Annotated in this window: 28 protein-coding genes; 10 read left to right on the top strand and 18 right to left on the bottom strand. The window is 29.5% G+C overall.

From position 1 onward, the window contains the following. Nucleotides 1-7: 7 nt before the first annotated feature. The 6 genes from E4J94_RS11185 to E4J94_RS11160 form a co-directional block, all read right to left on the bottom strand. Nucleotides 8-709, bottom strand: coding sequence for a ZIP family metal transporter (locus E4J94_RS11185; RefSeq protein WP_135835890.1), 702 nt, complete (start codon nt 707-709; stop codon nt 8-10). Beyond that, complete coding sequence (locus E4J94_RS11180) at nt 706-1,434, bottom strand: class I SAM-dependent methyltransferase (protein WP_135835889.1); 729 nt, start codon at nt 1,432-1,434, stop codon at nt 706-708. Before E4J94_RS11180 ends, E4J94_RS11185 begins: the two co-directional genes overlap by 4 nt. 5 nt (nt 1,435-1,439) lie before the next feature. Then, nucleotides 1,440-1,823, bottom strand: coding sequence for a Fur family transcriptional regulator (locus E4J94_RS11175; protein WP_135835888.1), 384 nt, complete (start codon nt 1,821-1,823; stop codon nt 1,440-1,442). A gap of 141 nt (nt 1,824-1,964) precedes the next feature. Continuing rightward, nucleotides 1,965-3,746 (bottom strand): aminopeptidase P family protein, encoded by a 1,782-nt coding sequence (locus tag E4J94_RS11170; protein WP_135835887.1) that lies wholly within the window; start codon nt 3,744-3,746, stop codon nt 1,965-1,967. A gap of 116 nt (nt 3,747-3,862) precedes the next feature. Beyond that, nucleotides 3,863-4,558 (bottom strand): energy transducer TonB, encoded by a 696-nt coding sequence (locus E4J94_RS11165; protein ID WP_135835886.1) that lies wholly within the window; start codon nt 4,556-4,558, stop codon nt 3,863-3,865. Between the two features lie 87 nt (nt 4,559-4,645). Beyond that, the gene (locus E4J94_RS11160) at nt 4,646-5,554 is read right to left on the bottom strand and encodes a T9SS type A sorting domain-containing protein (protein WP_135835885.1); all 909 of its coding nucleotides are present in this window, start codon (nt 5,552-5,554) and stop codon (nt 4,646-4,648) included. A 137-nt stretch (nt 5,555-5,691) separates the two neighbouring features. Between E4J94_RS11160 and E4J94_RS11155 the strand changes: the two genes are divergently transcribed. From E4J94_RS11155 to rimO, 4 genes are all read left to right on the top strand, one after another. Then, nucleotides 5,692-6,849, top strand: coding sequence for a THUMP domain-containing class I SAM-dependent RNA methyltransferase (locus E4J94_RS11155; RefSeq protein ID WP_135835884.1), 1,158 nt, complete (start codon nt 5,692-5,694; stop codon nt 6,847-6,849). A 5-nt stretch (nt 6,850-6,854) separates the two neighbouring features. Then, complete coding sequence (locus E4J94_RS11150) at nt 6,855-7,289, top strand: DUF2750 domain-containing protein (RefSeq protein ID WP_135835883.1); 435 nt, start codon at nt 6,855-6,857, stop codon at nt 7,287-7,289. Nucleotides 7,290-7,295: 6 nt separating this feature from the next. After that, nucleotides 7,296-8,333 carry a glycosyltransferase gene (locus tag E4J94_RS11145; protein ID WP_185145641.1) on the top strand — a complete coding sequence of 346 codons (1,038 nt, stop codon included), beginning with the start codon at nt 7,296-7,298 and terminating at the stop codon, nt 8,331-8,333. A gap of 338 nt (nt 8,334-8,671) precedes the next feature. Further along, a complete protein-coding gene (gene rimO / locus E4J94_RS11140) occupies nt 8,672-9,976 on the top strand; it encodes a 30S ribosomal protein S12 methylthiotransferase RimO (RefSeq protein ID WP_135835882.1) in 1,305 nt (434 codons plus the stop codon). A 53-nt stretch (nt 9,977-10,029) separates the two neighbouring features. Here the strand turns inward: rimO and E4J94_RS17915 are convergent, their stop codons facing one another. Then, the gene (locus tag E4J94_RS17915) at nt 10,030-10,161 is read right to left on the bottom strand and encodes a hypothetical protein (RefSeq protein WP_257468234.1); all 132 of its coding nucleotides are present in this window, start codon (nt 10,159-10,161) and stop codon (nt 10,030-10,032) included. Between the two features lie 410 nt (nt 10,162-10,571). On the opposite strand from E4J94_RS17915, the gene E4J94_RS11135 reads away from it, so the two are divergent. From E4J94_RS11135 to E4J94_RS11125, 3 genes are read left to right on the top strand one after another with little or no spacing between them, the layout of a single operon-like run. Then, the gene (locus E4J94_RS11135) at nt 10,572-11,363 is read left to right on the top strand and encodes a hypothetical protein (RefSeq protein ID WP_135835881.1); all 792 of its coding nucleotides are present in this window, start codon (nt 10,572-10,574) and stop codon (nt 11,361-11,363) included. Beyond that, nucleotides 11,360-12,169 (top strand): hypothetical protein, encoded by an 810-nt coding sequence (locus E4J94_RS11130; RefSeq protein WP_135835880.1) that lies wholly within the window; start codon nt 11,360-11,362, stop codon nt 12,167-12,169. The genes E4J94_RS11135 and E4J94_RS11130 overlap by 4 nt, the downstream gene beginning before the upstream one ends. After that, entirely contained in the window at nt 12,169-12,957 is a 789-nt protein-coding gene (locus E4J94_RS11125) for a hypothetical protein (RefSeq protein WP_135835879.1), read from the top strand. Before E4J94_RS11130 ends, E4J94_RS11125 begins: the two co-directional genes overlap by 1 nt. Before the next feature lie 36 nt (nt 12,958-12,993). Here E4J94_RS11125 and E4J94_RS11120 read toward each other — a convergent pair whose 3' ends face one another. After that, on the bottom strand, nt 12,994-13,650 hold the full coding sequence (locus tag E4J94_RS11120; protein ID WP_135835878.1) for a 3-oxoacid CoA-transferase subunit B: 657 nt from the start codon (nt 13,648-13,650) through the stop codon (nt 12,994-12,996). Nucleotides 13,651-13,655: 5 nt separating this feature from the next. Beyond that, a complete protein-coding gene (locus E4J94_RS11115; RefSeq protein WP_135835877.1) occupies nt 13,656-14,369 on the bottom strand; it encodes a CoA transferase subunit A in 714 nt (237 codons plus the stop codon). 159 nt (nt 14,370-14,528) lie between these two features. Here E4J94_RS11115 and E4J94_RS11110 point away from each other — a divergent pair, with 159 nt between their 5' ends. Both E4J94_RS11110 and E4J94_RS11105 read left to right on the top strand, forming a co-directional pair. Then, nucleotides 14,529-15,443 carry a UbiA prenyltransferase family protein gene (locus E4J94_RS11110; RefSeq protein WP_135835876.1) on the top strand — a complete coding sequence of 305 codons (915 nt, stop codon included), beginning with the start codon at nt 14,529-14,531 and terminating at the stop codon, nt 15,441-15,443. Further along, on the top strand, nt 15,443-16,051 hold the full coding sequence (locus tag E4J94_RS11105) for a class I SAM-dependent methyltransferase (RefSeq protein WP_135835875.1): 609 nt from the start codon (nt 15,443-15,445) through the stop codon (nt 16,049-16,051). The genes E4J94_RS11110 and E4J94_RS11105 overlap by 1 nt, the downstream gene beginning before the upstream one ends. Before the next feature lie 40 nt (nt 16,052-16,091). Here E4J94_RS11105 and E4J94_RS11100 read toward each other — a convergent pair whose 3' ends face one another. The 9 genes from E4J94_RS11100 to E4J94_RS11060 all read right to left on the bottom strand — a co-directional run bounded on the left by E4J94_RS11100 (nt 16,092) and on the right by E4J94_RS11060 (nt 25,644). Then, a complete protein-coding gene (locus E4J94_RS11100; protein WP_135835874.1) occupies nt 16,092-16,847 on the bottom strand; it encodes an acyl-CoA desaturase in 756 nt (251 codons plus the stop codon). A 137-nt stretch (nt 16,848-16,984) separates the two neighbouring features. Then, on the bottom strand, nt 16,985-18,580 hold the full coding sequence (locus tag E4J94_RS11095; protein ID WP_135835873.1) for an ABC-F family ATP-binding cassette domain-containing protein: 1,596 nt from the start codon (nt 18,578-18,580) through the stop codon (nt 16,985-16,987). Between the two features lie 212 nt (nt 18,581-18,792). Then, complete coding sequence (locus E4J94_RS11090; RefSeq protein WP_135835872.1) at nt 18,793-20,394, bottom strand: S8 family serine peptidase; 1,602 nt, start codon at nt 20,392-20,394, stop codon at nt 18,793-18,795. Nucleotides 20,395-20,398: 4 nt separating this feature from the next. After that, complete coding sequence (locus E4J94_RS11085; protein ID WP_135835871.1) at nt 20,399-21,004, bottom strand: WbqC family protein; 606 nt, start codon at nt 21,002-21,004, stop codon at nt 20,399-20,401. A gap of 99 nt (nt 21,005-21,103) precedes the next feature. Next, nucleotides 21,104-22,666 carry a signal peptidase I gene (gene lepB / locus E4J94_RS11080; protein WP_135835870.1) on the bottom strand — a complete coding sequence of 521 codons (1,563 nt, stop codon included), beginning with the start codon at nt 22,664-22,666 and terminating at the stop codon, nt 21,104-21,106. A 26-nt stretch (nt 22,667-22,692) separates the two neighbouring features. Next, a complete protein-coding gene (dapB, locus tag E4J94_RS11075; RefSeq protein WP_135835869.1) occupies nt 22,693-23,397 on the bottom strand; it encodes a 4-hydroxy-tetrahydrodipicolinate reductase in 705 nt (234 codons plus the stop codon). 9 nt (nt 23,398-23,406) lie between these two features. Next, entirely contained in the window at nt 23,407-23,985 is a 579-nt protein-coding gene (locus E4J94_RS11070) for a DUF5683 domain-containing protein (protein ID WP_135835868.1), read from the bottom strand. Continuing rightward, nucleotides 23,975-24,865 carry a ParB/RepB/Spo0J family partition protein gene (locus E4J94_RS11065; RefSeq protein ID WP_135835867.1) on the bottom strand — a complete coding sequence of 297 codons (891 nt, stop codon included), beginning with the start codon at nt 24,863-24,865 and terminating at the stop codon, nt 23,975-23,977. The genes E4J94_RS11070 and E4J94_RS11065 overlap by 11 nt, the downstream gene beginning before the upstream one ends. 5 nt (nt 24,866-24,870) lie before the next feature. Continuing rightward, complete coding sequence (locus E4J94_RS11060) at nt 24,871-25,644, bottom strand: ParA family protein (protein WP_038330582.1); 774 nt, start codon at nt 25,642-25,644, stop codon at nt 24,871-24,873. A 150-nt stretch (nt 25,645-25,794) separates the two neighbouring features. Between E4J94_RS11060 and E4J94_RS11055 the strand changes: the two genes are divergently transcribed. Then, complete coding sequence (locus tag E4J94_RS11055) at nt 25,795-26,334, top strand: hypothetical protein (protein WP_135835866.1); 540 nt, start codon at nt 25,795-25,797, stop codon at nt 26,332-26,334. Nucleotides 26,335-26,414 lie beyond the last annotated feature (80 nt).

Below are 26,414 nucleotides of genomic sequence, written 5' to 3'. Positions count from 1 at the left end.
TTTTTACTTAATGCACGTGCATAGAAACCGTGAGATATGCGAGAATAAATCCAACTAAAATAGAACCGAATTTTTTCAAATTAAATTTATGTCCTTCATTACTTTCAAATAAAATAACGGTTGATATATGTAAAAATATTCCTGAAACAATTGCACTCATTTCCAAAGAATAATTAGAAATAATTGTATGTTTTCCTAAAAAATAACCCATTGGAGCAGCTAAAGCAAACAATGTCATAAAGAGAAAACGTTTTGCGTTAGATTCTGTATGCTGACATAATGCGCTAAACAAAATCATGGAAACAGGGATGTTATGTACAAAAATTGCCCACATGAAATTGTGTGATTCGGCATTTGCAACTGGAATTCCTTCGATGATTGAATGTAAAAATAATCCTCCAAAAATGCCAAAAGGAAATTGCTCTTTTTTATGCAAATGAATATGTCCATGCTCAACACCTTTACTAATAGTCTCTAAAATATATTGGACAACAACTCCTAATAATACGAATAATCCAATTGAATGATGACTATGATTTTCAGATGGGTGTCCATAGACTTGTGGCAAGATTTCTAAAACTGTCATCGCTAAGAAATATGCTCCACTAAAAGTTAGTAGTAGTTTTGAATTGTGTTTATTTTTGAGTAAAATTCTAGAGAAAAGTACACCAATTAAAACACTAGAAATTAAGATTAAACTCTCTATCATTTATTTAAAACTAAAATTAATCGATCAGAAGTTTGTTCGTCATAAGCATCAAGATTATAATTTCCAAATACTTTATCTAAGACAAAACCTTCCGTTTCGTATATTTTTTTGAAATCATTAAAATAAATTAATCGAACAAATTCTTCGAAATGAAATATTTCGCCTTTATCTGTGAAATCAATTTCCTTTTTTATAAAACCATTTTCGACAGATTTTGTAATTTTGAATAAAATTCCATCAATCAATTTTTCTTCATAAGGAATCATTTTTGAAACTACTTTTTCTGCATTTAAATAATCTAAAACAAATATTCCTTGCGATTTTATTTGTTGTTTTACAGCTTCAAAAACTTTAAAATTATCTTTGTATTCTTCAAAATAACCAAAACTTGTAAAAAGATTGAAAACTGCATCAAATTCATTTGGATGATAAACTTCGCGCATATCATGTTTTTCGAATTTTAAATATTCATTTTCAAATTGCTTAGCATGTTTGATACTTTCTTCGGATAAATCTATTCCTAAAACATCAAATCCTAATTTGTTTAATGTAATAGCATGTCGTCCTTTTCCACAAGCTAAGTCTAATAGTTTTGCATGTTTTGAAAGTTGTAAATAATTTGTGATTTTTTTAATAAAATCCTCTGCTTCAGTTAAACTTCTGTTTTTGTATAAAATATGATAATATGGCGAGTTAAACCATTTTACAAACCATTGTAAATCCATTGTTGTTATTTTTTTTGGCAATTTTGACAAGTTCCTGAGATAACGCAATTGCAATCTTTCATTGAGAAACCTTCGGGTAAATTAATATTTATTTCTTCTTTCAAACAAATTAACTGATTACAAGTTGTACAACGGAAATGAAAATGATCGTGGTGATGTTGTGTATGTTTACAGCAAGTTTTGCACATCGCAAAATAATTTACACCATCATCTCCCACAACTTTATGCATCATTCCGTCTTCGCAAAAATTATTCAGAATACGATAAATCGTTGCTCTGTCCATTTTTCCTTGTAATTGTGTTTCGATTTGTTCCTGATTTAATGCAGTAGAACACGAATCGAACAAATCTAAAACTGCTTGTTTTGTTGGAGTATTTCGTCTTTTCATTTCTTAATGCAAATATGTTGCAATAGTACAAAGAAATCTTGAAATAAAAAAAATCCTATTCAATTATGAATAGGATTTTTTTTATTTCAAGATATTACTGAAAGAAGATTCAGAATGATTTTAGATTATTGTTGAGTCACTTTACTTGGCAATAGCTTCACATTTTTCTTTCAACCAAACATTTTCTTTTTCGTCAAAGAATGGAGAAATTTTCTCGAAAACAAATTGGTGATAATTATTCAACCAAGTAATTTCTTTGTCTGTCATTAAATTAACATCAATCAAATTTTTCTCAATTGGGAAAACTGTAATAATCTCAAACTTTAAGAAATCACCAAATTGAGTTGATATCGCAGGTTGTACGATCATTAAATTCTCAATTCTAATTCCATATTCACCATCACGATACAAACCAGGCTCGTTAGAAAGTACCATTCCGGCTTTTAGCGGTGTTAAATTTTCTTCTAAACGAATACTTTGTGGCCCTTCGTGTACACATAAGAAATGACCAACACCATGTCCAGTTCCGTGTCCGTAATTGAAGCCGTTTTCCCAAAGCGCTTTACGAGACAAAACATCTAACAAAGAACCACGAGAATTAATAGGAAAAATAGCTTCCGATAAACCAATATTTCCTTTTAGAACTAATGTATAATCTGTTTTTTGTTGTGCCGTTGGTTCTCCTAACATTAACGTACGCGTAATGTCTGTTGTTCCTTCTAAAAATTGTGCTCCAGAATCGATTAACAACATTTCTTCTTTTCCTAATTTATAAGCAGATTCTGGAGTTGCAGAATAATGATTCATTGCACCATGATCAGCGTAACCACAAATAGTTCCGAAAGAAGCTCCTTTGAAATTTTCTTGCTGAGATCTAAATTCAATTAGTTTATCTGAAACTGTAACTTCATTAATATTATTTTCGATATTTTCTTCTAGCCACATGAAGAATTTCGTCAATGCAACACCATCTTTTACCATTGCATTTCTGAAACCTTCTTGCTCGATTTCGTTTTTAACAGATTTTAGATTTGTGACTGGAGAAGCAGCTAAATTAATTGTTGAAGATGAAGAAATTGATTCGTATAACGATTGATTGATTCGATTTCCATCTACCAAAACATGCGATTTTTCGTTTTGATTTTTTAAATAATCATAAATTGCTAAATAAGGTTGAATCGTGATTCCTTCGTTTGCTAAAGCAGTTTTTGTTTCGGCAGTTACTTTCTCTTCATCTATAAATAAATACGCATTTTCTGTATCTACAGCAGCATACGAAATTGTCAATGGATTATAGTTAACATCATTTCCACGTATGTTAAACAACCACGCAATTTCGTCCAACGAATTCATAATGTAGACATTGGTATTTACTTTTTTCATTTCATTGCGCACTTCCGAAATTTTTTCTGAAGAAGATTTTCCAGCAAATTTTACATCATAAATATAGAACGGATTCTCTGGTAAAGCAGGACGATCTTGCCAAGCTAAATCAATTAAATCAATATTTTTTACTGAAAGTTGATTGAATGAAAATTCATTAAAATTTTCTGCAAAAGCATTGTGCGCAAACATTTGAGGATTAAGTCCTACAACTTCTCCTTCTTTTAATTGAGAAATAATCCATTCGTTAATAGAAGGCGTTTCTGGCATCTTCATTTTCATCAACTCAAAAGTTGTATCTTTCAGTTGATCTTCTGCTTGAATAAAATATCTTGAATCTGTCCAAACAGCCGCTTTTTCTAAAGTTACAACTGCAGTTCCAGCCGAACCATTAAAACCTGAAATCCAAGTACGCTCTTTCCAACGATTTGGTAAATATTCGCTTCCGTGTGGATCTGTTCCAGGAATAATTGTTGCGCTAATGCCATTTTGTTTCATAACTTCTCTCAAAGCTGAAAGACGATCTGTGATGTTTTCCATTTTATATCGAATTCTAAAAAGTTAAATTTTGATAGTCGAAAGGTACGAAGAATGGAAGGGAAGAAAAATAAAACCTTTTTTAAATTTAAAAAGGTGTTTTATTTTTTTGTAAGTAATTATTTTATTCCAATAATATTTATAGGTATAGAAAATTTTGAAACAACGTTTTCATTATTTTGTTTTGCAGGAATCCATTTGGGCATTCTACGAATAATTCTTTCTACTTCTGTACGAATTTTTGGATTATCATTACCAACAATTTCAGTTAATATAGGAGTTCCCTCTTTGTCTATATCCAATTTGACTTGAATGTTAAAGCCATTAATTCCTATTGATTTAATTAATCTTTCCGCTTCAAAATTATATTGTATCCAACGACGTAGCTTTTCAATTCCTCCTTTGAACTGAGCGTTATAATTGTTTTCAATAGGTTTTATTGTTGTGAAAATTTCGTTTTCAGTTCCTGGAAATAATTTGCCATATTCTCCGATAAAAAAACGATTTACTCCATACATTGTTTGATTATCTTTGTTTAGGGTGATCATGAATGTAAAAATACCATCAATCAACTTGTATGTAGAATTATACTCTTCTTGTGTTGTTTTATAATATTTTATCTGTTCTATTTTAGAAATTACAGAGTCATTAATCACTCTTTGTATTTCATAATTCATTTTTTTTGAATCATCAGTAATCCTTTCAACCACTTTGTAATTAAAATTTTGGAATGAATATTCTCCAATAGTTTTTTCTTGAGCATAGGAGATAAAATTCAATAAAAAGAGTAGAGGAGTTAATAATTTTTGATACATAAATTGGATTATACAATAAATAAAGTTAAAAAAAAATCCCATAACTAATTATAGAAATGAGATTAATAATTGAATATTTATATAAAATTATTTTTTAATAATTTTTTGAGAAATTTCTTGATTAGTAGTTTTTACTTTTACAATATAAACACCTTTTGCTAAATTTTGTGTATTGATTTTTTTCTCAGATGATTTTAAAATAGATTTTCCTGTTAAATCAAAAATTTCTACTGAATTAATTTTATCATTTGTTTGGATTGATAAAACATCTTGAATAGGATTTGGGTAAATCTTTATTTCTTTTTTGTTTAATTCATCTGTAGATAAATTCTCTAAATTTTTGATGATAATGTTGTCAAAATAGAATTCAGTTCCAGCACTAGTACTTGAATTATTAGTTTCAAAACTTAATTCATCAATTTTAGTAATAGTATTATTAGAAATTGTTTCAGAATAAATTAGTTGATCATTTGCATAATATTTTATTAATCTAGTATTTAAATTAACTTCACATTTTAAATTATACCATCTAGTAGGCTCCCAAGTATAAGAAGCTTGTAAAGCTGTCCCATTAATGCCTATTCTTCCATTTTTATAAAAAGAAAAAGTACCAACAGTAGAATAACTAAATCCTTGTATATTAGTTAATTTAAGAAAGTTATAATTTGATCTGTTTAAAGCATCAGCATTAACATCTACGGATATTGAAAAATGTTTGTAATCAGGTAATTTGTACATAACTCCGTTCCATTTATCATTAGCATTCGAATTTGTAGAGTAATAACTAAAATAAGCAGATTTTTTTCCGTCAGAAGCTTTGTCTGTTGAAAGCCATATTTTTGTATTAGAATTGTCTCCATAAAAAGACCAACCTTTATCTGTATCAAAAACATTGCTGTAATATCCCTCATTCACTTCAAAAGATATTTTTTTTTCTTGGGCAAAAGTTGATAATGATAAAGTGCTTAATAGAGCAGAAAATAAAAATTTATTCATAAATAAGTTTAATTTGATTAAAATATGGACAAATATAAATCTACTTTATTGATTTCAAATACTTTTTGTTAATATATTATTAATATAGAATCTAGCTTCTCAATTTCCTTTATTTCCCGTACTTTTGTGAAAATTTTATTTCCTTGGAAAATTTCAGAATGATTGCGAAAACCTTTTTTGGTTTCGAAGAAATATTAGCGCAAGAATTAAAAGCGTTGGGTGCGGCAGATGTTAAAATTCAAAACCGAATGGTTGAATTTAATGGCGATTTAGGTTTCATGTACAAAGCAAATTACAGCTTGCGTACTGCACTTCGTATACAGAAGCCAATTCTTTCGTTTTCTGCTAAAAATGATCATCAATTGTATGAGAAATTCAAAAAATTCCATTGGGAAAACTATTTGAGTGTCGATCAAACTTTTATGATTGATCCAACTGTTCATTCAGATTATTTTACGCATTCGCATTACGCAGCATTAAAAGTGAAAGATGCTATTGTAGATCGATTCAAAGAAAAAAATGATCGTCGTCCAAGTATTGATAAAGATTTTCCAGATGTACGTTTTAACTTACATATTTCACATGATAAAATTACGTTGTCTTTAGACTCTTCGGGAGAATCTTTGCACAAACGTGGTTATCGAGAAGAAACTGGTCCAGCTCCAATTAACGAAGTTTTAGCAGCAGGTTTGTTGTTGCAAGCAGGTTATGATGGAAAAGGAAATTACCTTGATCCGATGTGTGGTTCGGGAACAATGTTGATTGAAGCGGCTATGATTGCAAACAATATTCCACCGCAAATTCATCGTAAGCATTTTGCTTTTCAGAATTGGCCAGATTATGATGAAACATTGTTTACACAAATTCGTAATACGCGTCTAAATCGTATCAAAGAATCTGAATATAAAATTGTTGGTTACGAAATTTCTCCAATGATGGTAAAAATTGCACAGATGAATATAAAATCTGCTGATTTAGAAGATTTCATCGAAGTTAGAAATCAAGATTTCTTTACATCTAAAAAGGAATTATTTCCAGTTTTATTGGTGTTCAATCCGCCTTATGACGAGCGTATCGAAAACAATAACCAAGAATTTTATAAACAAATTGGAGACACGTTAAAATCGAGTTATCCAAATACATTGGCGTGGTTTATCACATCAGATTTACAAGCCAAAAAATATGTAGGTTTGCGTCCTTCGAAAAAGGTAAAAGTGTTCAACGGTAAGTTAGAATGCGATTTTTTACAATACGAAATGTACGAAGGAAGTAAAAAAGCTAAAAATCAAAATTAAGAGAAGTGAGTCAATTTATAAAAGAAATTTGTCAAGATCAAAAAGTATATCTTTTGACTTCTGAAGAAGGTTTTGCTATTTCGTATTCGGAAGAATTTGAGTACGAAGATGGTTCTAATTTAGAGGTGATTTGCTTTTGGTCGAATACAGATTTAGCTGAAAAAGCGAAACAAAATCAATGGGCAAATCATACAATTGATTCGATAGATTTGAATACTTTTTTAGAAGAATGGTTGTTCGGAATGATTGAAGAAGTTTCTTTGGTTGGAATTAATTTTGACGAAACTTCAAAAGGAGAGGAGCAAAGTCCATTGGATACAATTTTGGCAATTGTTCACGAATTGAATCAATCAAAATCGAATTTTAAATTGAATCATTTTAAGAGTTTAGATGAAATTCAGAAAGTGACATTAGAGTTGAAAGAATCATTCAATCAATAATATATTTTGGAAAAAGAAGATTTGCAACTTTCGATAATTATTGCCGTTTACGAGCGTCAAGATGAATTGACAGAATTATTGTCAAGTTTAACGAAACAAACGGATAAGTTATTCGAAATTATTATTGTAGACGATGGTTCTCAAAATAAATTGGATACAGTTTGTGCTAAATTTGAAACTCAATTAGATCTTCATTATTATTATAAAACAAATTCAGGTCCAGGAAAATCAAGAAATTATGGAATGGAAAAAGCGAATGGAAATTATTTCATTTTCTTAGATTCTGACACGATTATTCCTGCAACTTATATTGAATCAGTTAAAAAAGAATTGACAATTAATTTTGTTGATGCTTTTGGTGGTCCAGATGATGCAGATGATTCGTTTACAAATTTGCAAAAAGCGATTACATTTTCGATGACTTCTTTTTTGACAACAGGAGGAATTAGAGGTGGAAAAAAGCAAATTGGTAAATTTCAGCCGCGTAGTTTTAATATGGGAATTTCTCGAAAAGCGTACGAAAAAACGGGAGGTTTTGCTGATTTGCGTGTCGGGGAAGATCCTGATTTGTCAATGCGTTTGTGGGAAAATGGTTTTGAAACGCGATTATTTCAAGATTCGAAAGTGATTCATAAACGTAGAACTTCGTTAAAGAAATTTGCGAAACAAGTCTATGAATTTGGAGTTGCGCGCCCAATTCTTAATCAACGTCATCCAAATTATATAAAACCAACTTTTTGGTTTCCGAGTCTATTTTTTGCCGGAACTTTAGTTGCGTTTCTATTTCTATTGTTGAGTTTTATTCTTCCAAAACATCAATTTATCCTACAAATTCCGTTTGTTTTGTGGTTAATTTATATGTTTTTGATTTTTATTTTCTCAACTATTCGTTTCAAATCTGCGGTAGTTGGTTTATTATCAATTCAGACAACTTTAATTCAATTTTTCAATTATGGTTATGGATTCTTAGAAAGCCAATTCAAGTTGAATATTCTCAAACAAAATCCTAAAAAGGCTTTTCCGAGTCATTATCATATCGATTAATAACAAAAAATAAAGGTCAAGAATATACATTCTTGACCTCTTTTAATTTAAAGTAATTTACTCTAAATTCTTAACTTAAAATACTATGTATCAAAAATACTAATTTTAATTATAAAAGTACTTGAAATTATATTATTTATTGAAAAACAAGTGTTTGTATTTGATTATTTCTATTATAAATTAAATTATTTTATAAGAATATTGTTTATCATGAAATATATTTAATCAAATAAATTTCAATAATATACTTTTATTTACAACTTTTATAATTGTTTCATTCAATCTTTATAATTGGTTGTCTTAAATATTTTGTAATTTTGCAAACTTAAATTAGAGTAATGCGTACAAAATCGACTGGGAAAAAGAAAATTAATGTAATTACATTGGGATGTTCTAAGAATGTTTATGATTCAGAGGTACTGATGGGACAATTGAAAGCGAATGGAAAAGAAGTTGTTCATGAACAATCTGGAGATATTGTTGTAATTAATACTTGTGGTTTTATTGATAATGCAAAAGAGGAGAGTATTGATACTATTTTAGATTATGTTCAACGTAAAGAAGATGGATTAGTTGAAAAAGTTTTCGTGACTGGTTGCTTATCAGAAAGATATAAACCAGATTTAATAGAACAAATTCCTAATGTCGATAAATATTTTGGAACACGTGAATTACCTCTTTTATTAAAAGCTTTAGGAGCTGATTATAAACATGAATTAGTAGGAGAGCGTTTAACAACAACTCCTCGTCATTATGCTTACTTAAAAATTGCAGAAGGTTGTGATCGTCCTTGTTCATTTTGTGCTATTCCTTTAATGCGTGGAGGAAATGTCTCTCGTCCTATTGAAGATTTAGTTACAGAAGCTACGAAATTGGCAAAAAATGGAACAAAAGAGTTGATTTTAATTGCCCAAGATTTAACGTATTACGGTTTGGATATCTATAAAAAACGTGAATTAGCAACTTTATTAAAGGAGTTAGTTAAAATTGATGGAATTGAATGGATTCGTTTACATTATGCATTTCCAGCTGGTTTCCCAGAAGATGTGTTAGATGTAATTCGTGAAGAACCTAAAGTTTGTAATTATATTGATATTCCTCTACAACATATTTCTACGAAATTATTGAAATCAATGCGTCGTGGAACTACTCACGAAAAAACGAATGCCTTGTTAGATACAATGCGTACAAAAGTTCCTGATATGGCGATTCGCACAACGTTGATTTGTGGTTATCCAGGTGAAACGGAAGAAGATTTCCAAGAAATGAAAGCTTGGGTACAAGAGCAAAAATTTGATCGTTTAGGATGTTTTACTTATTCTCATGAAGAAAATACACATGCTTATAATTTAGAAGATAATGTTCCTGAAGATGTAAAACAACAACGTGTCGAAGAAATTATGGAAATTCAATCTCAGATTTCGTATGATTTAAATCAAGAAAAAATTGGAAAACAATTTAAAGTAATGATTGATCGTAAAGAAGGAGATAACTTTATTGGACGCACAGAATATGATTCACCAGACGTTGATAACGAAGTTTTGATTTCTGCAATTGATACATATTTACCAGTTGGTGATTTTGTAAATGTTGAAATTATCGAAGCTTACGAATTCGATTTAATTGGAAAAGTAATTGATTAATCAATTTTAGATATAAACAAAAAACCACTTCATTAGAAGTGGTTTTTTTATGTTTAATTTTTTGCGTTGTTCCGACGTTTTTTCTTTAAACGATTCGTTTGAACTAGTTGTTTGTGCTTTGGATCTTTTAGTTTATCCACTAGTACTTGTAGATGATTTTCTTCTTTTTTTGCCTTTTTAGCCATGATTTTAGGTTTTAAATTTTATTTAAATTAATGATTATCGTTTTGGATTTCAAACTTATTAATCTAATTATAAAATATTTAACATTTTTTTCTTTTTAAATGTTAACAAAAAACTAGATTTTCTTTATTATGATATGATTTAATGTGTGATTTATGTCACTTATGATGTGTAGTGGTTTTTATATTTGCATTTTTTTAAGAAAAATAATATCATATTCATTTTTAATGTTATAGTTCTTTTAAATAAAAGTAATTCAAACTTATCTCTTAAAAAATCTGTTTTTTTTAAGGAATTTTATCTTCTAGTTTTGTGTAATATTTATTTCAAATATTAATTACTTCTAATACTACTTAAAATTCTCTTATTTACTACCTCGTTTATAAGATTAATAATTTAAATATAACAATTAATGAAATTGATTAAGGAGATGAGCTTATCACTTCTATTAATGCAGTGTCCATTATTTGCTCAGGTAGGTGTTAATACTAATATTCCAAAAAGTAAACTAGATGTAGAAGGGGATGTTGTAATAAGAGGTCCTCTTAGAGTTGGTGGAAGTGATCTTATTAAAGGAAATGCAGGAGAAAAAGATCAAGTACTTGTTTCGCAAGGCGAAGGAAAAGCACCTCTTTGGAAATATGTGAAAGTTCCATTTATGGAGAATGGTCAATATAAACTTATTAATACTTATGTTGTTGATGATGATAAAGGTATTTCTGATCTTAGCGCTCCTGATAATAAACCTTTGAGTAATTTAGGTGAACAATATACTGCTGCTTGGCATAAAATTTCAGGTTTAAGTACAAGTATAGAAATTAAAGCAGAAGAAAATAAAGTTACTTATCAGTTGCAAGCAGGAATAGAAGCTAGTACTCCAACAGGAAATACTGTAGGTGAAGTAAAATTTATTTGTGGGATATTTAAGAACAATATTTTAGTTGCTTTAAGACCAGATAAAATACAAACTCTTACTATAGGAACTCCTATACAATATATTTATACATTAAACTATACAGAAGAGAATGCGGTGAAGGGTATACATAAAGTAGAAGTTGCATGTCGTAGAATAGATGGAGCCAATCACCAGTTTAGAGTTGGAACTAATATAAGCAACTCTACAAACTCGAATAGTTTTGCTTTAAAATCATTTTTGAAAATAGATTTAGCTGAGTTGGTAACTTTTAAAACAAGATTAAAATGAAAAAAACTTTATTAATTATCATAGCAAGTATTTCTATTTTTACAAATGCACAAATTGGTGTTAATACTTTATCACCTAAATCATCTCTTGATGTTAATGGAGATTTTGGATTAAGAAAACGATTATATTTAGATAATAGCGGTAAAGAATCTAAAGGGTTAGCAGATCAAGTATTAGTATCTCAAGGAGAATCACTTCCTCCTACATGGAAGTCATTGAGAGTTCCTGAATATGAGCCTAATAAATTCTACTTAATTTTTAATGATTCTTTTTCTGATAATATAGGGCTTCAAATCACTTCTAGCCAAGTTTTTACTAATTCTAATTTGTCTACTGATTTAGCTGAAAATCAAACATTGAGTTATCTAAGAACAAAAGGATTTTATGATATAAAAGGATTATCAAAATCATTTACAGTTAATAGTTCAGAAAGTAAGGTTTATTTCCAATTTGAAACAGTTGTGCAACAGAATAATGTTAATGGTAATGGATCTGATATTAAATATGCATGTGGTATTTTTGTAGATGGTTTATTAAAAAGTGTTAGAATCAATACGTTATTTAATAGTGCGTCTTCTGGACATACTTTTCTTACCCATACACAAATTGGAGGAGCTACTAATCTATCTGTAGGTTCTCATGATATAGAGGTTGCATGTGCTAGATATACAACAAATGCTAATATAACTTTAGGAATAGGAATAAATTCAACTAATTCAGTAAATATTAATTCTTTTATGGCACAATCTTCATTAAAAGTGGATGTGTATGAGATTCCTCAAAATTTTAATACAATTTTTGATTAATGAAAACAATTATACTATATTTTATAACTATATTTTCTACGACAACTTTTGTAAAATCTCAAGTAGGAATAAATACTAATACTCCTACAAAAACATTAGATATAAACGGAGATATCAATATAAGAAAAGAACTAAGACTTGGAGGTAATGATAATACATTAGGATCAGCAGGAACAAATAATCAATTATTTCAAGTAAAGGCAGATAGTGATTTAGCTAATAATTGGAAAAGTTATCAGATAGCAAACGGAATGGGAAGTTTATCTTTATACTATTTAAATACTACAAAAGATGAGATTGGAATTCAGTTTACGTCAACAGGTAAAACAGATCCTTATACATTAGATTCTAATCTTAATGATTGGACAATATTACAGAATAATAAAGATGCTTTCGTTATAACAGATGATACAAATTCTAGTAAAGTTACATTGAGTCTACAGACAACTGTACAAATAAATAGATTAACAGGAACAGGAACTAATTATTCTGCGAGTTTTGCTTGTGGTATTTTCTTGAAAAAAGGAAATGAAGATTATAAATTAAAAGCAGTACGTTCTGACGTTGTTCGTGGCGTTCGAGGGACTTATAAAATTTTTAATCTGAATGTTACTTTAGATAAATTAGCACAAGGAAGCTATCAAGTGCAAGCAGCTTGTAGAAATAGAAATTTAGGATCTGGAAATAATTTAGTTAACTTAGGAATAGGTAAACCTACAGATACAAATGTATTAAATCAAGCAATGGCAAGTACAACAATGACTACAACTGTTTTACAGCCTTATTAAATTATAAAAAAAGACTGTCTTTTAGACAGTCTTTTTTTATAAAATCATTTCTGGAATTTCACCCTCAATAATTAATTTTCCTTCTGTAGCATTTTTGATTTCTTCTACCGAAACTCCAGGAGCGCGTTCTAATAATTTAAAACCGCCTTCAGGTAAAATTTCTAAAACAGCTAATTCAGTTACAACTTTTTTTACACAATTGATACCTGTTAAAGGTAAAGAGCAAGTAGGTAATAATTTAGATTCTCCAGCTTTATTTACATGTTGCATTGCAACTATAATATTATCTGCAGAAGCAACCAAATCCATTGCACCTCCCATTCCTTTTACCATTTTCCCAGGAATCTTCCAATTTGCAATATCTCCATTTTCAGAAACTTCCATTGCACCTAAAATTGTCAAATTAATTTTACGAGCACGAATCATTCCAAAACTCATTGCTGAGTCAAAAAAAGCAGAACCAGGTAAAGTCGTAATAGTTTGTTTACCTGCATTGATAAAATCTGGATCTTCTTCACCATCAATAGGAAAAGGTCCCATTCCTAATAAACCATTCTCTGATTGTAATACGACATTTACATTTTCAGGAATATAATTCGCAACCAATGTTGGAATACCGATTCCTAAATTTACATAATATCCATCTTTTACCTCTTTTGCAATACGTTTTGCAATTCCATTTTTATCTAACATCGCTTTTATGGTTTTGGTTGAACAGTTCTATTCTCAATTCGTTTTTCGTATTTTACACCTTGAATAATACGATTTACATAAACACCAGGCGTATGAATTTGATTAGGATCAAGTTCACCAACTTCTACTAATTCTTCTACTTCTGCTATGGTAATTTTTCCACACATTGCAGCTGGATGATTAAAATTAGCAGTTGCTCCACGAAATACTAAGTTTCCTGCTGTATCGCCTTTCCAAGCTTTTACAATAGCAAAATCAGGCTCAAAAGCATATTCTAATAAATACTCTTTTTCAATTCCATGAAAAGTGAATTTTCTAATTTCTTTCCCTTCAGCTACTTCTGTTCCAACTCCTGCAGGAGTAAAAATAGCGGGCATTCCATAACCAGCAGCCATTAAGCGAGTAGCTAAAGTTCCTTGCGGAATTAATTCAACTTCCAATTCTCCAGAAAGCATTTGACGTTCGAATTCAGCATTCTCGCCAACATAAGAAGAAATCATCTTTTTGATTTGTCGTCCTTGTAATAATAATCCTAGACCAAAATCATCTACCCCAGCATTATTACTAATACATGTAAGATTATTGATTTTTTTGTCAACCATTCCCTGAATCAAATTTTCAGGAATTCCAGAAAGTCCAAAGCCTCCAACAGCAAGCGTCATTCCACTTTCAACTCCTTGAAGTGCTTCTTCGATGCTGTTTACTTTTTTATTTATCATTTTTGTTGTGTTTGATTGTATTCTTAATTAACGTTAAAGATAATCAATTTTAAAAATTTTTGATTTCTTTTTAAATGAAGTTATATTTTCTTTTAAAATAAATTTTAAAAATGTGTAAAAATCTTACATTTGGACTATCGAAAGATTAAATATAAATGAATGAAAGAACGAAAAGTAGTAAATCGAATAATCGAAAATATCTTTTTTTCTAATTTTTTTTTAATATTACTTTCATTAGCCTTAAATATTGAAACAAATATCAAGATAGGATTACCTTTCAATTCAATTGCATATTATTCTTTTATAAGTTCTATCACAGTATTATTCTATTTATATGCTTATAGGGTGCCAAAAACCATTAAAATATCTTCTAATCCTAGAATACAATTTTATATAAATTACAGAAAATCAATTAAATATTTCACCTATTTCTTATTAACAGTAGCTATTGTTGCAGGAATTATATTAACAATAAAATGTATACCCAATTATGAAATATTGTCTTGGAAATGGATTTTTGGACTAATTTTTACAGCTTTTTTATCATTTGGATATTATGATTTCAAGTTGGGTATTTCATTGCGAAAAACAACGTTTCTGAAGCCGTTTTTAATCGGTTGGACATGGGCAATTACAACTGTATTTTTACCTGTTTTATTTTTAATGTTAAAAAATGAAACACATTATATAATTGATGCAAAATTCTACTTTCTTTTTTCTCAAACTTTTATGTACTGTGTTGTTAATGCAATTCTGTTTGATTTAAAAGATTTTGAGGATGATAGTAATAGGAATTTAAAAACATTTGTTGTGAAATATGGCTATCATTTTACATTAAATAGAATAATTTTACCTTTCATATTTTTAGGTTTTCTAAGCTTTGTAATTTTTGGCATTTGGTATGGTTTACCTTTGCATCGAATTCTGTTTATGTTAATTCCAATTATTTGCTTAGCAGTTTTTGCTTTTAAATTAAATCGTCCGAAACCTATTTTGTATTATTTAATTGCAATTGATGGTATGATTTTATTGAAAGCTATTTGTGGAATTTTAAGTGTAATTTTATTTGAATAATGAACTATAATTTTATTGCGCCATATTATCATTCTTTAAGTAAATTCATTTTTTTGAATCGTCAACATCAGGCTCATTTTCTGATTTTAAAACATTTAAAAAAAGGAGATAAAATATTGTGGGTAGGAGGAGGAGCAGGAAAATTCATTCCTGAATTAGAGAAATTAAATTTAAACTTAGAGATAGACTATATAGACTTTTCTTCAAGAATGATTGATCTAGCGAAAAAAGAAAGAACTTTAAAATTGAAAATAAATTTTATTGTTGCTGATATTTTTGATTTTGAAACTGATAAAAAGTATGATGTTGTAATATCATCATTTCTATTTGATCATTTTGATCAAGATAAAGCCGAAAAATTATTTTTACAATTGAATGAATATATGAAAAGTAAAGGTATTTGGTTTTATATAGATTTTAATCAAAATCAGGAGGATTGGCAGAGAATTGTAACAAATTTAATGTTTGTTTTTTTTAGAGTTGTAATTAATTTAGAAATTAATCAATTACCTAAAATGAGAGATTTTTTTGAATCCTATTTTGAAATAGTTGAACAAAAATTTTTTTTCAAGAAATATATAGAGAGTATAGTTTATAAAAAGATATAAAAAAAAACGATTCAAACATTGAATCGCTTTTTTTTATATTTTACATATAATCTGTGTCTAATTTTCCTTTTTTGAATTGAATAATATTTAATTTATTCATTACCCAAATACATGGATACATAGGATCAAATTCCCATTTCTTTGTAGCAAAATTTGGACGTCCACCAAATTTATGATGATTATTGTGTAAACATTCACCCCACATTAACCAATCAATAGGCATTAGATTAGTTGAAGTATCACCAACATCGTAATTACGATAGCCTAATTTATGAGAAAACCAATTGATAATTACTCCATGCAAAGGACTCATTAAAACTTGCATAGGAATAAAAACAAAATATGTCCATAATGGAGCATCTACTGCAACATAAATTAATATATAAATAACTACCCAAGCTAATCTAACTGCGTTATTTCCAGCAAATCTATCCCAAGATCGCCAAGAAGGAACACCTTTTTTAAATTTCTCTAAAACTTGCGTTTTGTCATGATCAATTTCATTATAAACTATACGTGTTCTCCACATCATAGCAAAGAAATTTGGATCATATTGTGGCGAATGAGGATCTTTTTCTGTATCCGCATAAGCATGATGGTGTCTGTGCATCACACCATAAGTATATGGACTTAGATATGATGAACCTTGGAATACCCAAGATAAAACATGAAATATTTTTTCCCAAGCTCTAGACATCGTGAACATAGCATGAGATGCATATCTATGATGAAAAAAAGTTTGAAAGAATAAAGAGGCATACCAATGTACGATGAAGATAATGATTACTGCTGTCATTATTAATTTTAAAATTTATACAAATATAGCTGTTAAGATTATTAAATCTCCTAATCAAAATCATAGAAGTGTTAAATTATTTTTTTATTTATAATGAAAAAAAAGAATGGATAAGAATTATTCTTTTACTTTTACTATTAATTAGACAATAATTCTATTGTTTTTCCAATATTTATTTTTTCTAAAAATGATTCATCATGAGAAATAACAATTAGACTTCCTTTGTAATCAAGAATTGCTTGTGTTAATATTTCTACATTCTGAATGTCCAAGTTATTTGTTGGTTCATCAAGAATTATAATTTCAGGAGATTTACTTGTAATTGTTAAACAACAAAGTAGTAATCGCATTTTTTCTCCGCCACTCAAAGTGGAACAAGATTTATCCCAGTCATTTTTGTTAAATAAAAACCGATTTAGTCTTATTTTTATTTCATGCTCTTGTAGCGGGATAGTATTGTATTCTTGTGCTTGTTCATATACAGTTAGATTGTTATTGAGCAATGAATAATCTTGATCGATATAAATAGACGAATTAATAGAACTAAAAGTATTTCCTTTAGTTGGATTAAGGTTTCCTAGTATTAGTTTAACTAATGTCGTTTTTCCAGACCCATTATTACCTTTCAATACAATACGTTCTCCACTTATAATTTGAAAGTTTAAATCATTTTTCCAAATAAGATGTGTGTTGTATGAATAATTAATATCAGTAGCTGTGAATAAAATTTTTCCATTATGTAATACTGAATGATTGAATTCAAATTTCATTTTATCCATATCAATTTGCGAGATACGAAGTTCTCGTAAATCGTTAGAGATTCCATCAATTTTTTGAGAATGAACATCTTTAAGTTTTGCAGAGCTATTTTCAGCATTATTACGAAGAGTATTCATCATAATCTTTGCTACTCCTGCTTTCTCTTGTTTACCTTTTCCTCTACTATCTAATTTTTGTTGACGCTCTGTAGTTTCTCGTTCTTTTATTTTGGCTTTTCTTAATGCCTTTTCTTTATTTTTAATATCAAGATTTAACGCACTATTTTCAATTACCTTTTGCTCTTCATAAAAATCATAATTACCACCATAGGTTTTTATTCCATTTTTACTCAATTCACAAATTGTATCTAATAATTGGAGTAGTTTTTTATCATGACTTATTATCATTAAAGTACTTTTAGTAGATAAAACAAAGTCATACAAAAGCTGTCTAGTTACGCTGTCTAAATGATTACTTGGTTCGTCTAATAGAATAAATTCAGGTTGATGAATCATGATTCCTGCAAGGAAAACTTTCATTTTTTGTCCGCCACTTAATGTTTCTATTTTTTGTTCAAAATCAAGATTGACTAAATTCCAATGTTGTAAAGCATTAATACAACGTTCTTCAATAGACCAGTCATCATCTAACAAAGAATAATTTTCTTCTGTTACATTTCCATTTAAGATTTCTTTTAATGCCGAAAGTTTTTTATCAACTTTCAATGCTTGAGAAATTGTTAAATGATTATATTGTCCAAAAATTTGAGGAATATAATAAGGAATCTTTTCTATTATTTTTTCTCCAGTAGAAGGTTTTAATTCACTTGCAATAATTTTAAATAATGTTGATTTACCAGTTCCATTATTACCTATTAATGCTATTTTTTGGTGATTATTTACGATAAGATTAATGTCCTTAAACAAGACATTATTGTTTAAATGTGTATATGAAATATTTTGTAAGATTAACATAATTTCTTTCTTTATAGATGAAACAATATTACAACTATGATATAGTTGCTGTTTTTAATGTGTCTGAAAGAAATTCTATTTTACATGTATAATCTTACTTTAAAAAGTTGTGCGCAAATATAAGACTTTTTTTGATTTATATTTTTAAAAGTTTAAATCAAAAAAAATCAGATTAGAATTTATCTAATCTGATTTTTTTAGTTGTATTAAAATTATTTCAATTTACGTTGTTTGTAAATTTCCTCAGCTTTTTGTACGGCTTTGTAAGAATCTACAACACCTCCAGTAACAGAAATGTCTTTTAATTGATCGTTTTTATTTACTGTTTCCATTAAAATATTACGAATATCTTCTGCTGTTAATTTTGGATAATGTGACCAAACCAATGCTGCAACACCAGCAACAGCAGGTGAGGCCATAGAAGTTCCGTTTAAGAAACGATATTGATCAACTCCTGGATAAGTTGCATAGATCTCTTGTCCTGGACCAAAAACATCTACCGATTTTTTGCCATAATTAGAGAAGCGAGCTTTCAAAGCATTTGGGTCCTTTGTAGAAGCACCAACCGTAAGAACAGATTTAGAAACAATATTTCCATTTCTGAAATTAGTAGGATAATGAACATGAACATCAATATCTTCGTTGCTATTTCCTGCTGCTTTAACAATTAAAACACCTTTATCAGATGCATATTTAAAAGCGTCCCAAACTAAATCTGCATCAGGAGAATAAGGTTTTCCGAAAGACATATTTAAGATTTTTGCTCCATTGTCAACTGCATAATAAATAGCATTTGCAACATCTTTATCTCGCTCATCTCCATTTGGAACTGTACGAACCGACATAATTTTCACATTATTTCCTCCAACAGTTCCTTCTGAACCGATATTATTTCCTCTTACAGCACCAATAATTCCAGCAACGTGAGTTCCGTGAGAAGACTCAGGTCCGTTAGAATCTCCGTTTCCATAAAAACGTTCTTTCTTATCATTTGGATTATCTACATCTTTGCGATCAACTAAATCTAAATTTAAATGAGAAGATAAAGCATCACCTTTAGCAGCACGACGAGCAGCTCCTAAATAGGTATTCGAAACTTCTTTCATCATTTTTCCAACCCATTGATCTTCTTTTAATTCGCCAAAAATCCATAAAGCTTCTAAGATTTGAGAATCTGTTGGTTGGTAATTCTTTAAAATATCTTTAGTTAATTTAGTATCACCAAATTCAAGAACCATTTTATTTACGCCACCTTCAATTGCATTCAATTTAGATTGTGCAACTTGTTGGTTATATTTTGCTTTTCCTACAGCGCTTAAATATTCTTTTTGAATTTTTTGAAATTCAACATATTCACTAGGATTTTTTGCAATTGCAGCTTGATCTTTTTTCTGATCGAAAGTTGCATATTTAGATGATAAAGCTTTGTAAATACGTGTTACCTCAGTTGTATCATCATTGTAATTGATTCCTTTTGCTGTTCCTAAAAAAGACCAACCGTGTACATCGTCGATGTAACCATTTTTATCATCATCAATTCCGTTTCCTGGAATTTCTTTTGGATTTGACCACATATTCGCTTTCAAATCTTCGTGAAAATTCTCAACACCACTGTCTAAAACACCTACAACAATTGTATTTGCTTTTCTCTTGTTGTCTTTTAAAAATTGTAAAGCTTGATCTGTATTTACACCATAAATACCTGTTTGTTCTACACCTGCATGATACCATTTTTCTTTTGGTACTTCTGTTGTTTGTGCTTGAGCAAACCCTAATGTAAAGGCAAATCCTAAAGCAATAAATAATTTTCTCATGTTGTTATTTTATTAAGTTTTTTAAATATACTGCGGCACTTGGCCCTTCGCTAAAAAGTAAATCTAAGATACTCAAACCTTCTATAAACTCAAATTTATCATCAAAAACTTGTGCATATTCTGGTAAGTTGTATTGAGAAGCTTTTTTAGCAGAAAATTGATTTCTGAAATCATTTTCAGGATTTAAATCTTGATAGGTTTCAGTTTTTGAAATATCCAAATCTAAGCTTAATTTCTTATTGATAAAATCAATAGTTTTTAGATTAAAATCTAAAAGAAATTTCTCTTTTTGTTCTAAAATCGGAATAACTTCATCTTCATAATATTCGAAATATGGAGAACTTTGATAAGCTGATTTTAATGATTTGATGTGTTCTTTTTGCCAATCATATTCGTAAGAAGGTTGCAAATCTTTGAACAAACGAGTTCCGTTATGTAAGATTGGAATATTCAACATCAATTTACCGTTTGCGCCTAAAATATTCATGCGGTTACGGTAAGTTTGTTTTTGAAAATTTTCTTGAACTTCGATATCCAAAGTTTGGCTTTTTACCATTTCTGCATAGTAATCAATCGGTCCAAAATAAAAAGCTGCAAACGTATTTTTCATTCTATTATTTTATATGGAAATGTGCATTACAAGTAGCTTATAATGCACATTTATAGTGTTGTTATTTTATAATTAAGAGGATTATAATCGTTCTTTTTGTTAGTATTTGTTCTTCTTTTTCTCTTTACGAGCTTTCACAATATCGTATCCAATCCAACCAATTAACGCAATTAAAACGTAAATTCCATAAGAAGTTTTGTCAGGATTATCATTATTGATTGATGTAAAGAAACGATTCCAAATAAATTTCTTAGGAGCAGCAGGTTCGAACATTCCGTTCATATTTGCCCAAATCATAATTGGACGACCAATAATATGATCTTCTCCAACATAACCAAAGAAACGTGCATCTAATGATTGATTTCTGTTATCACCAACCATAAAATAATAATTTTGTTTGATTTCGTATTTATTTGTTTTTTGATCATTGATAAATACATCAAACTTCCCGTTTGTAGAATCAACTCTTAATGTATTGTTTTCATAGCGACGAATAATGTTAATATACTGCGCTAAAGTTTCTTCGTTAATATCTACTACGTCACCTCTTTTCGGAATATATAAAGGTCCGTATTGATCAGGATTCCAGTTTTTGTTTACTGGAAAAATAGTGTTTGTACTATCAATTTTTCCATTTACAATATGTTCCGTTTTTTCACCGACAGGTTGCAAAATAGGCTCAACAGAAACTACATTTGCATTAGATTTCATTGCTGTAACATGAGCATCAGTTAAGGCAGCAAACTGATAAATAAATGTTCCGTCACCTTGTTTTGCAGCATTATAATCTGTACTTATGATTCCAAAATTATCGTATAATAATTTATCGCTGAAAGGAGTTTTTACAATAACTGTATAAGCATGTTGAACTTGTGCATCTTTTTTCGGAATGAATTTTTTATCGTTTACATATAAAACTCCATTACGAATTTGTACAGTTTCTCCAGGTAAACCTACTAAACGTTTTACATATGCATCTTTACGATCAATAGCATTGTAAATAGAATCTGTAGGATAGTTGAAAACTACAATATCGTTCGATTTTAAATCTCTCCAACCTGGAATACGCATATAAGGTAAGCGTGCTTTGTCGATAAAACCATCACGGTAAATAAACTCAGAGAACGGAATTCCGATTGGCGTCATAGGAACACGCGCTCCGTGACTTACTTTTTCTACAAATAAAGCATCACCAATTTTGATTGTATTTTCCATCGATCCTGTTGGAACAATCATTGGTTGAATAAACCAGTTATGAACCAAAGTAGCCAGAACAAGGGCAAAAATCAATGAAGAAACAAATGTTGGTTTGCGTTTTTCTGGTCCTAAATATTTTGGATTATCAGAATAATTAACTGCAAAAATGTATAAACCTAAAGTCAAAACCATAATGACTTTGTCTTTTGTTTCAATTTTTCCGTAAGAATCTCCTAAATCAACAAAGAATACTAACCAAAAAATAGGACCAACAATTGGCAAATAAAATAGAATAATCCACCATTTTGGACGGTGAATAATTTCTAAACCTTTCCAAATATTTAGAAAAGGAATATAAGCTTGAATTGCTTGCTTTCCAGCATTTTTATATAATTTCCAAGTTGCAGCTCCAAAGATTATATTGGCAATAATAAAACCAATTAACCAGTAAATTAGTACATGCATAAGTTTTTGATATTTAGTATTTTAATTTAGTTTAATTCAAGTACATCTTTCATTGTGAAAACACCTTGTTTATTCCAAATCCATTCTGCAGCAATCACGGCTCCAAGAGCAAAACCTTTGCGGGAATGTGCTGTATGAGAAATCTCAATAGTGTCTACATCAGAGTTATATTGTACGATATGTGTTCCGGGAACATCTTCAATTCTTTTTGCTTCAACTGGAATAATATCTTTTGCTTTTTCGTCCATCGACCAAGAATTATACGTTGAATTATCAATAATTCCTTCGGCAATTGTAATCGCTGTTCCAGAAGGTGCATCAAGCTTTTGTGTATGATGAATTTCTTCTAGATTAATTTGATATTCGTTACGATATTTATTCATCATTCGAGCTAAAATAGAATTTAATTCGAAGAATAAATTAACGCCCAAACTAAAGTTAGAAGCATATAAAAAAGCGGTATTATTTGAAATTGCTAAATGATTAATTTCTTCTTGTTTATCTAACCATCCTGTTGTTCCACAAATTGTTGCGACTCTATTTTTAAGTAATACTTTAAGGTTGTCGTAAGCAAATTCTGGTCTAGAAAATTCTATTGCAACTTCAACATCATTTAATTCTTCCGCAAGTGGAGTACGAGATATTTTAAGTACAACTTCGTGTCCGCGTTGAATTAAAATTTCTTCAATGGCTTTTCCCATTTTTCCGTATCCTATTAATGCAATTTTCATCTGTAATTTCTAAAATTTTAAGTTAAATGCCAATCCTAAAACTGGCTCTAATGTCATTTGATCTTGAATAACTGTTGGTTTGAATGACATTTCTGTGTCATTACGAACTGTAAATAAATGTGCATCTACAGTTGCATCAACTATATTTAGTAAATAAGCCAATGCAGTTAAGGCTACACTATAATCGCGTTTGCGTTTGTAATCATCTTGAATAACTGCTAGTTGATCTGGAGATAAAATTCCTGTGAATTCGTTTGGCGTTCCTTCTCTTACAGCAATATATGCTTTTCGGTATTTTTTGTATAAATTATTGTAATAAATAGTGAAACCTGTTCCTGTACCGACCAAACCAAGCGCAATAGGTGCTTTTAACCATTTTTTGTTGTACAATTGTCCAGCACCAGGCAAAATAGCCGAATACAAAGAGGCTCTAATTGGACTTTTTTCCATTAATGCTTCTTTAGTTACGCTCATCGTATCGTTTACAATAACATTATTTTCGACAACTACTAAAGAGTCAGCTTTAACTTGACCAAAAGCAAACGTCGAAGAAATAGTTAATCCAAGTAAGAATACTTTAATTTTCATTTAAAAATTTTCTTAATCGTTCAAACTCATCATCAGAAGTAAAATTCAAAATGATTTTACCTTTTCCATTATTCGCACGTTTTATTTCAACTTTCGTATTCAATGTATTTGAAATAGAACTCAACGCTTCTTTGTACTGAGAAGGCAATTCATTTGTTGCTTTTTTCTCTGGTTTTCCTTCTTTTATCGATTTGATTAAACGTTCTGTATCACGAACAGATAAATTGTTTTTGACAATTTTTTCGTAAATATCAAATTGTAAATCAGTGTCATCAATTGCCATCAAAGCGCGGCCATGTCCCATTGAAATCATTCCGTCACGAATTCCTGTTTGGATGATTGGGTCTAATTTCAACAAGCGTAAATAATTGGTAATAGACGTTCTATCTTTTCCAACACGTTTACTTAATTCCTCTTGCGTTAACTTGATTTCATCAATCAATTGTTGGTAAGAAAGTGCAATTTCAATCGCATCTAAATCTTGACGCTGAATATTTTCGACTAATGCCATTTCTAGCATTTCTTGGTCATTTGCTAAACGAACATAAGCCGGAATTGTTTTTTTTCCAGCTAGTTGTGAAGCGCGAAAACGTCTTTCACCAGAAATCAATTCATATTCTCCAGTTGGTTTTTTACGAATCGTAATCGGTTGAATAACGCCTAATGTTTGAATAGACGAAACCAATTCCTCTAAAGCTTTTTTATCGAAATTAGTTCGTGGTTGCCAAGGATTCGCGGTGATTTTTTCTAAATCTATTTCCAAAATGTTTCCAACCAATTTTTTTGCACCTTCATCTTGTGCTGTTTTTACAGTTGGTTCATCCTTTAATAGAGCAGATAATCCACGTCCCAAGCGATTATTTTTATTTGGCTTTGCCATTTTATTTAAACTGTATCGTTGTTGTTAATTAAAAATTCACGCGCTAAATTTAAGTAATTTTCTGCACCTTTACTTGCTGCGTCGTACTGAATAATTGTTTCGCCAAAACTTGGTGCTTCTGACAAACGCACATTTCGAGTAATAATTGTTTTGAAAACCATTTGCGGAAAATGATTGTTCACTTCGTCTAACACCTGATTAGAAAGGCGTAAGCGCGAATCGTACATCGTTAACAATAAACCTTCTATATCTAGTTCTTTGTTGTGATGTTGTTGAATTCCTTTTATCGTATTTAATAATTTACCTAAACCTTCTAACGCGAAATATTCGCACTGAATAGGAATAATCACAGAATCAGCAGCTGTAAGCGCGTTCAAAGTAATCAAGCCAAGTGAAGGCGCACAATCTATAATAATATAATCATATTGATCTTTGATTTCTGACAACGCGTTTTTTAACATGTATTCGCGGTTCTCGTAATCTACAATCTCAATCTCGGCAGCAACTAAATCTAAATGAGCAGGCATCAAGTCTAGGTTTGGCGATTCTGATTGTAAAATAGCTTTGCTCGCAAGCACTTCATTTTCCAATACTTCATAGGTTCCTGCTTCGATTTCATCCAAATCAAAACCCAAACCAGATGTTGCATTTGCTTGCGGATCTGCGTCAATTAATAAAACTTTTTTCTCTAAAACACCTAATGAAGCGGCAAGGTTTAACGAAGTTGTCGTTTTACCAACACCACCTTTTTGGTTAGCAATAGCAATAATTTTACCCATAATTTACGTTCAAAACGATTTCAAAAATACAATATTTAACCTTGCTAAACCTTAAAGAAAAAATAAATTTTTGAACAATTGTTGATTATTATAATAATTTAATGAGATTGATGAAAAATAATTATTTTTACAGATAACAATGATATAAATATGAATAAAATTTTAGCTTTAATTATTATTTTTTTAATCACTACCTCTTGTGCAACTTTACCATCTAATAATATTCCTCAAGAGATTAATACATACTCCAATGATGGTATGATTGTAGGTACAATGTCTTTTAAAAATGAGAAACCTATTTTTAATAGTTATCTATATTTTTATACAGGAGAGGATATAGATCATTTTTATGGTCAAAAATCTGTTAGGATAAATCCATCACAAACTGTTAAAATGAAATTTAAACCTGATTTTTTTGATAATGAAAAAGCTGTGTATTTTTTTGCAATCAAGGAAAAGAATGGTAAATATCAATTTACTACATTTAGAGTTTTCTCTAATGGAGGCTTGTCAAATTCAACATTAGATTTACCAATTAATATCGATTTCAATATTGAAAAAGGCAAAGTAAAATATTTTGGTGAATTATTTTTTGATTACAAGAATGGAAAATTGAGTTTGTCAAATCAAAGTTCTCGTGATTTACCTTTATTAAAAAATAAATTCCCTAATTTGAATATTGAAGAATAACATTCAATATAGCTTTTATCAGCTAAATTTTAATATTATTTTATCTTTTTAACAGAATTAAAAAACTTATATTTGCGACA

This window comes from Empedobacter tilapiae (genome assembly GCF_004785645.1).
In the GTDB taxonomy this organism is placed as follows: domain Bacteria; phylum Bacteroidota; class Bacteroidia; order Flavobacteriales; family Weeksellaceae; genus Empedobacter; species Empedobacter tilapiae.
Note: the sequence above shows the minus strand (reverse complement) of the source record. Positions and strands in the feature narration are given on the sequence as shown.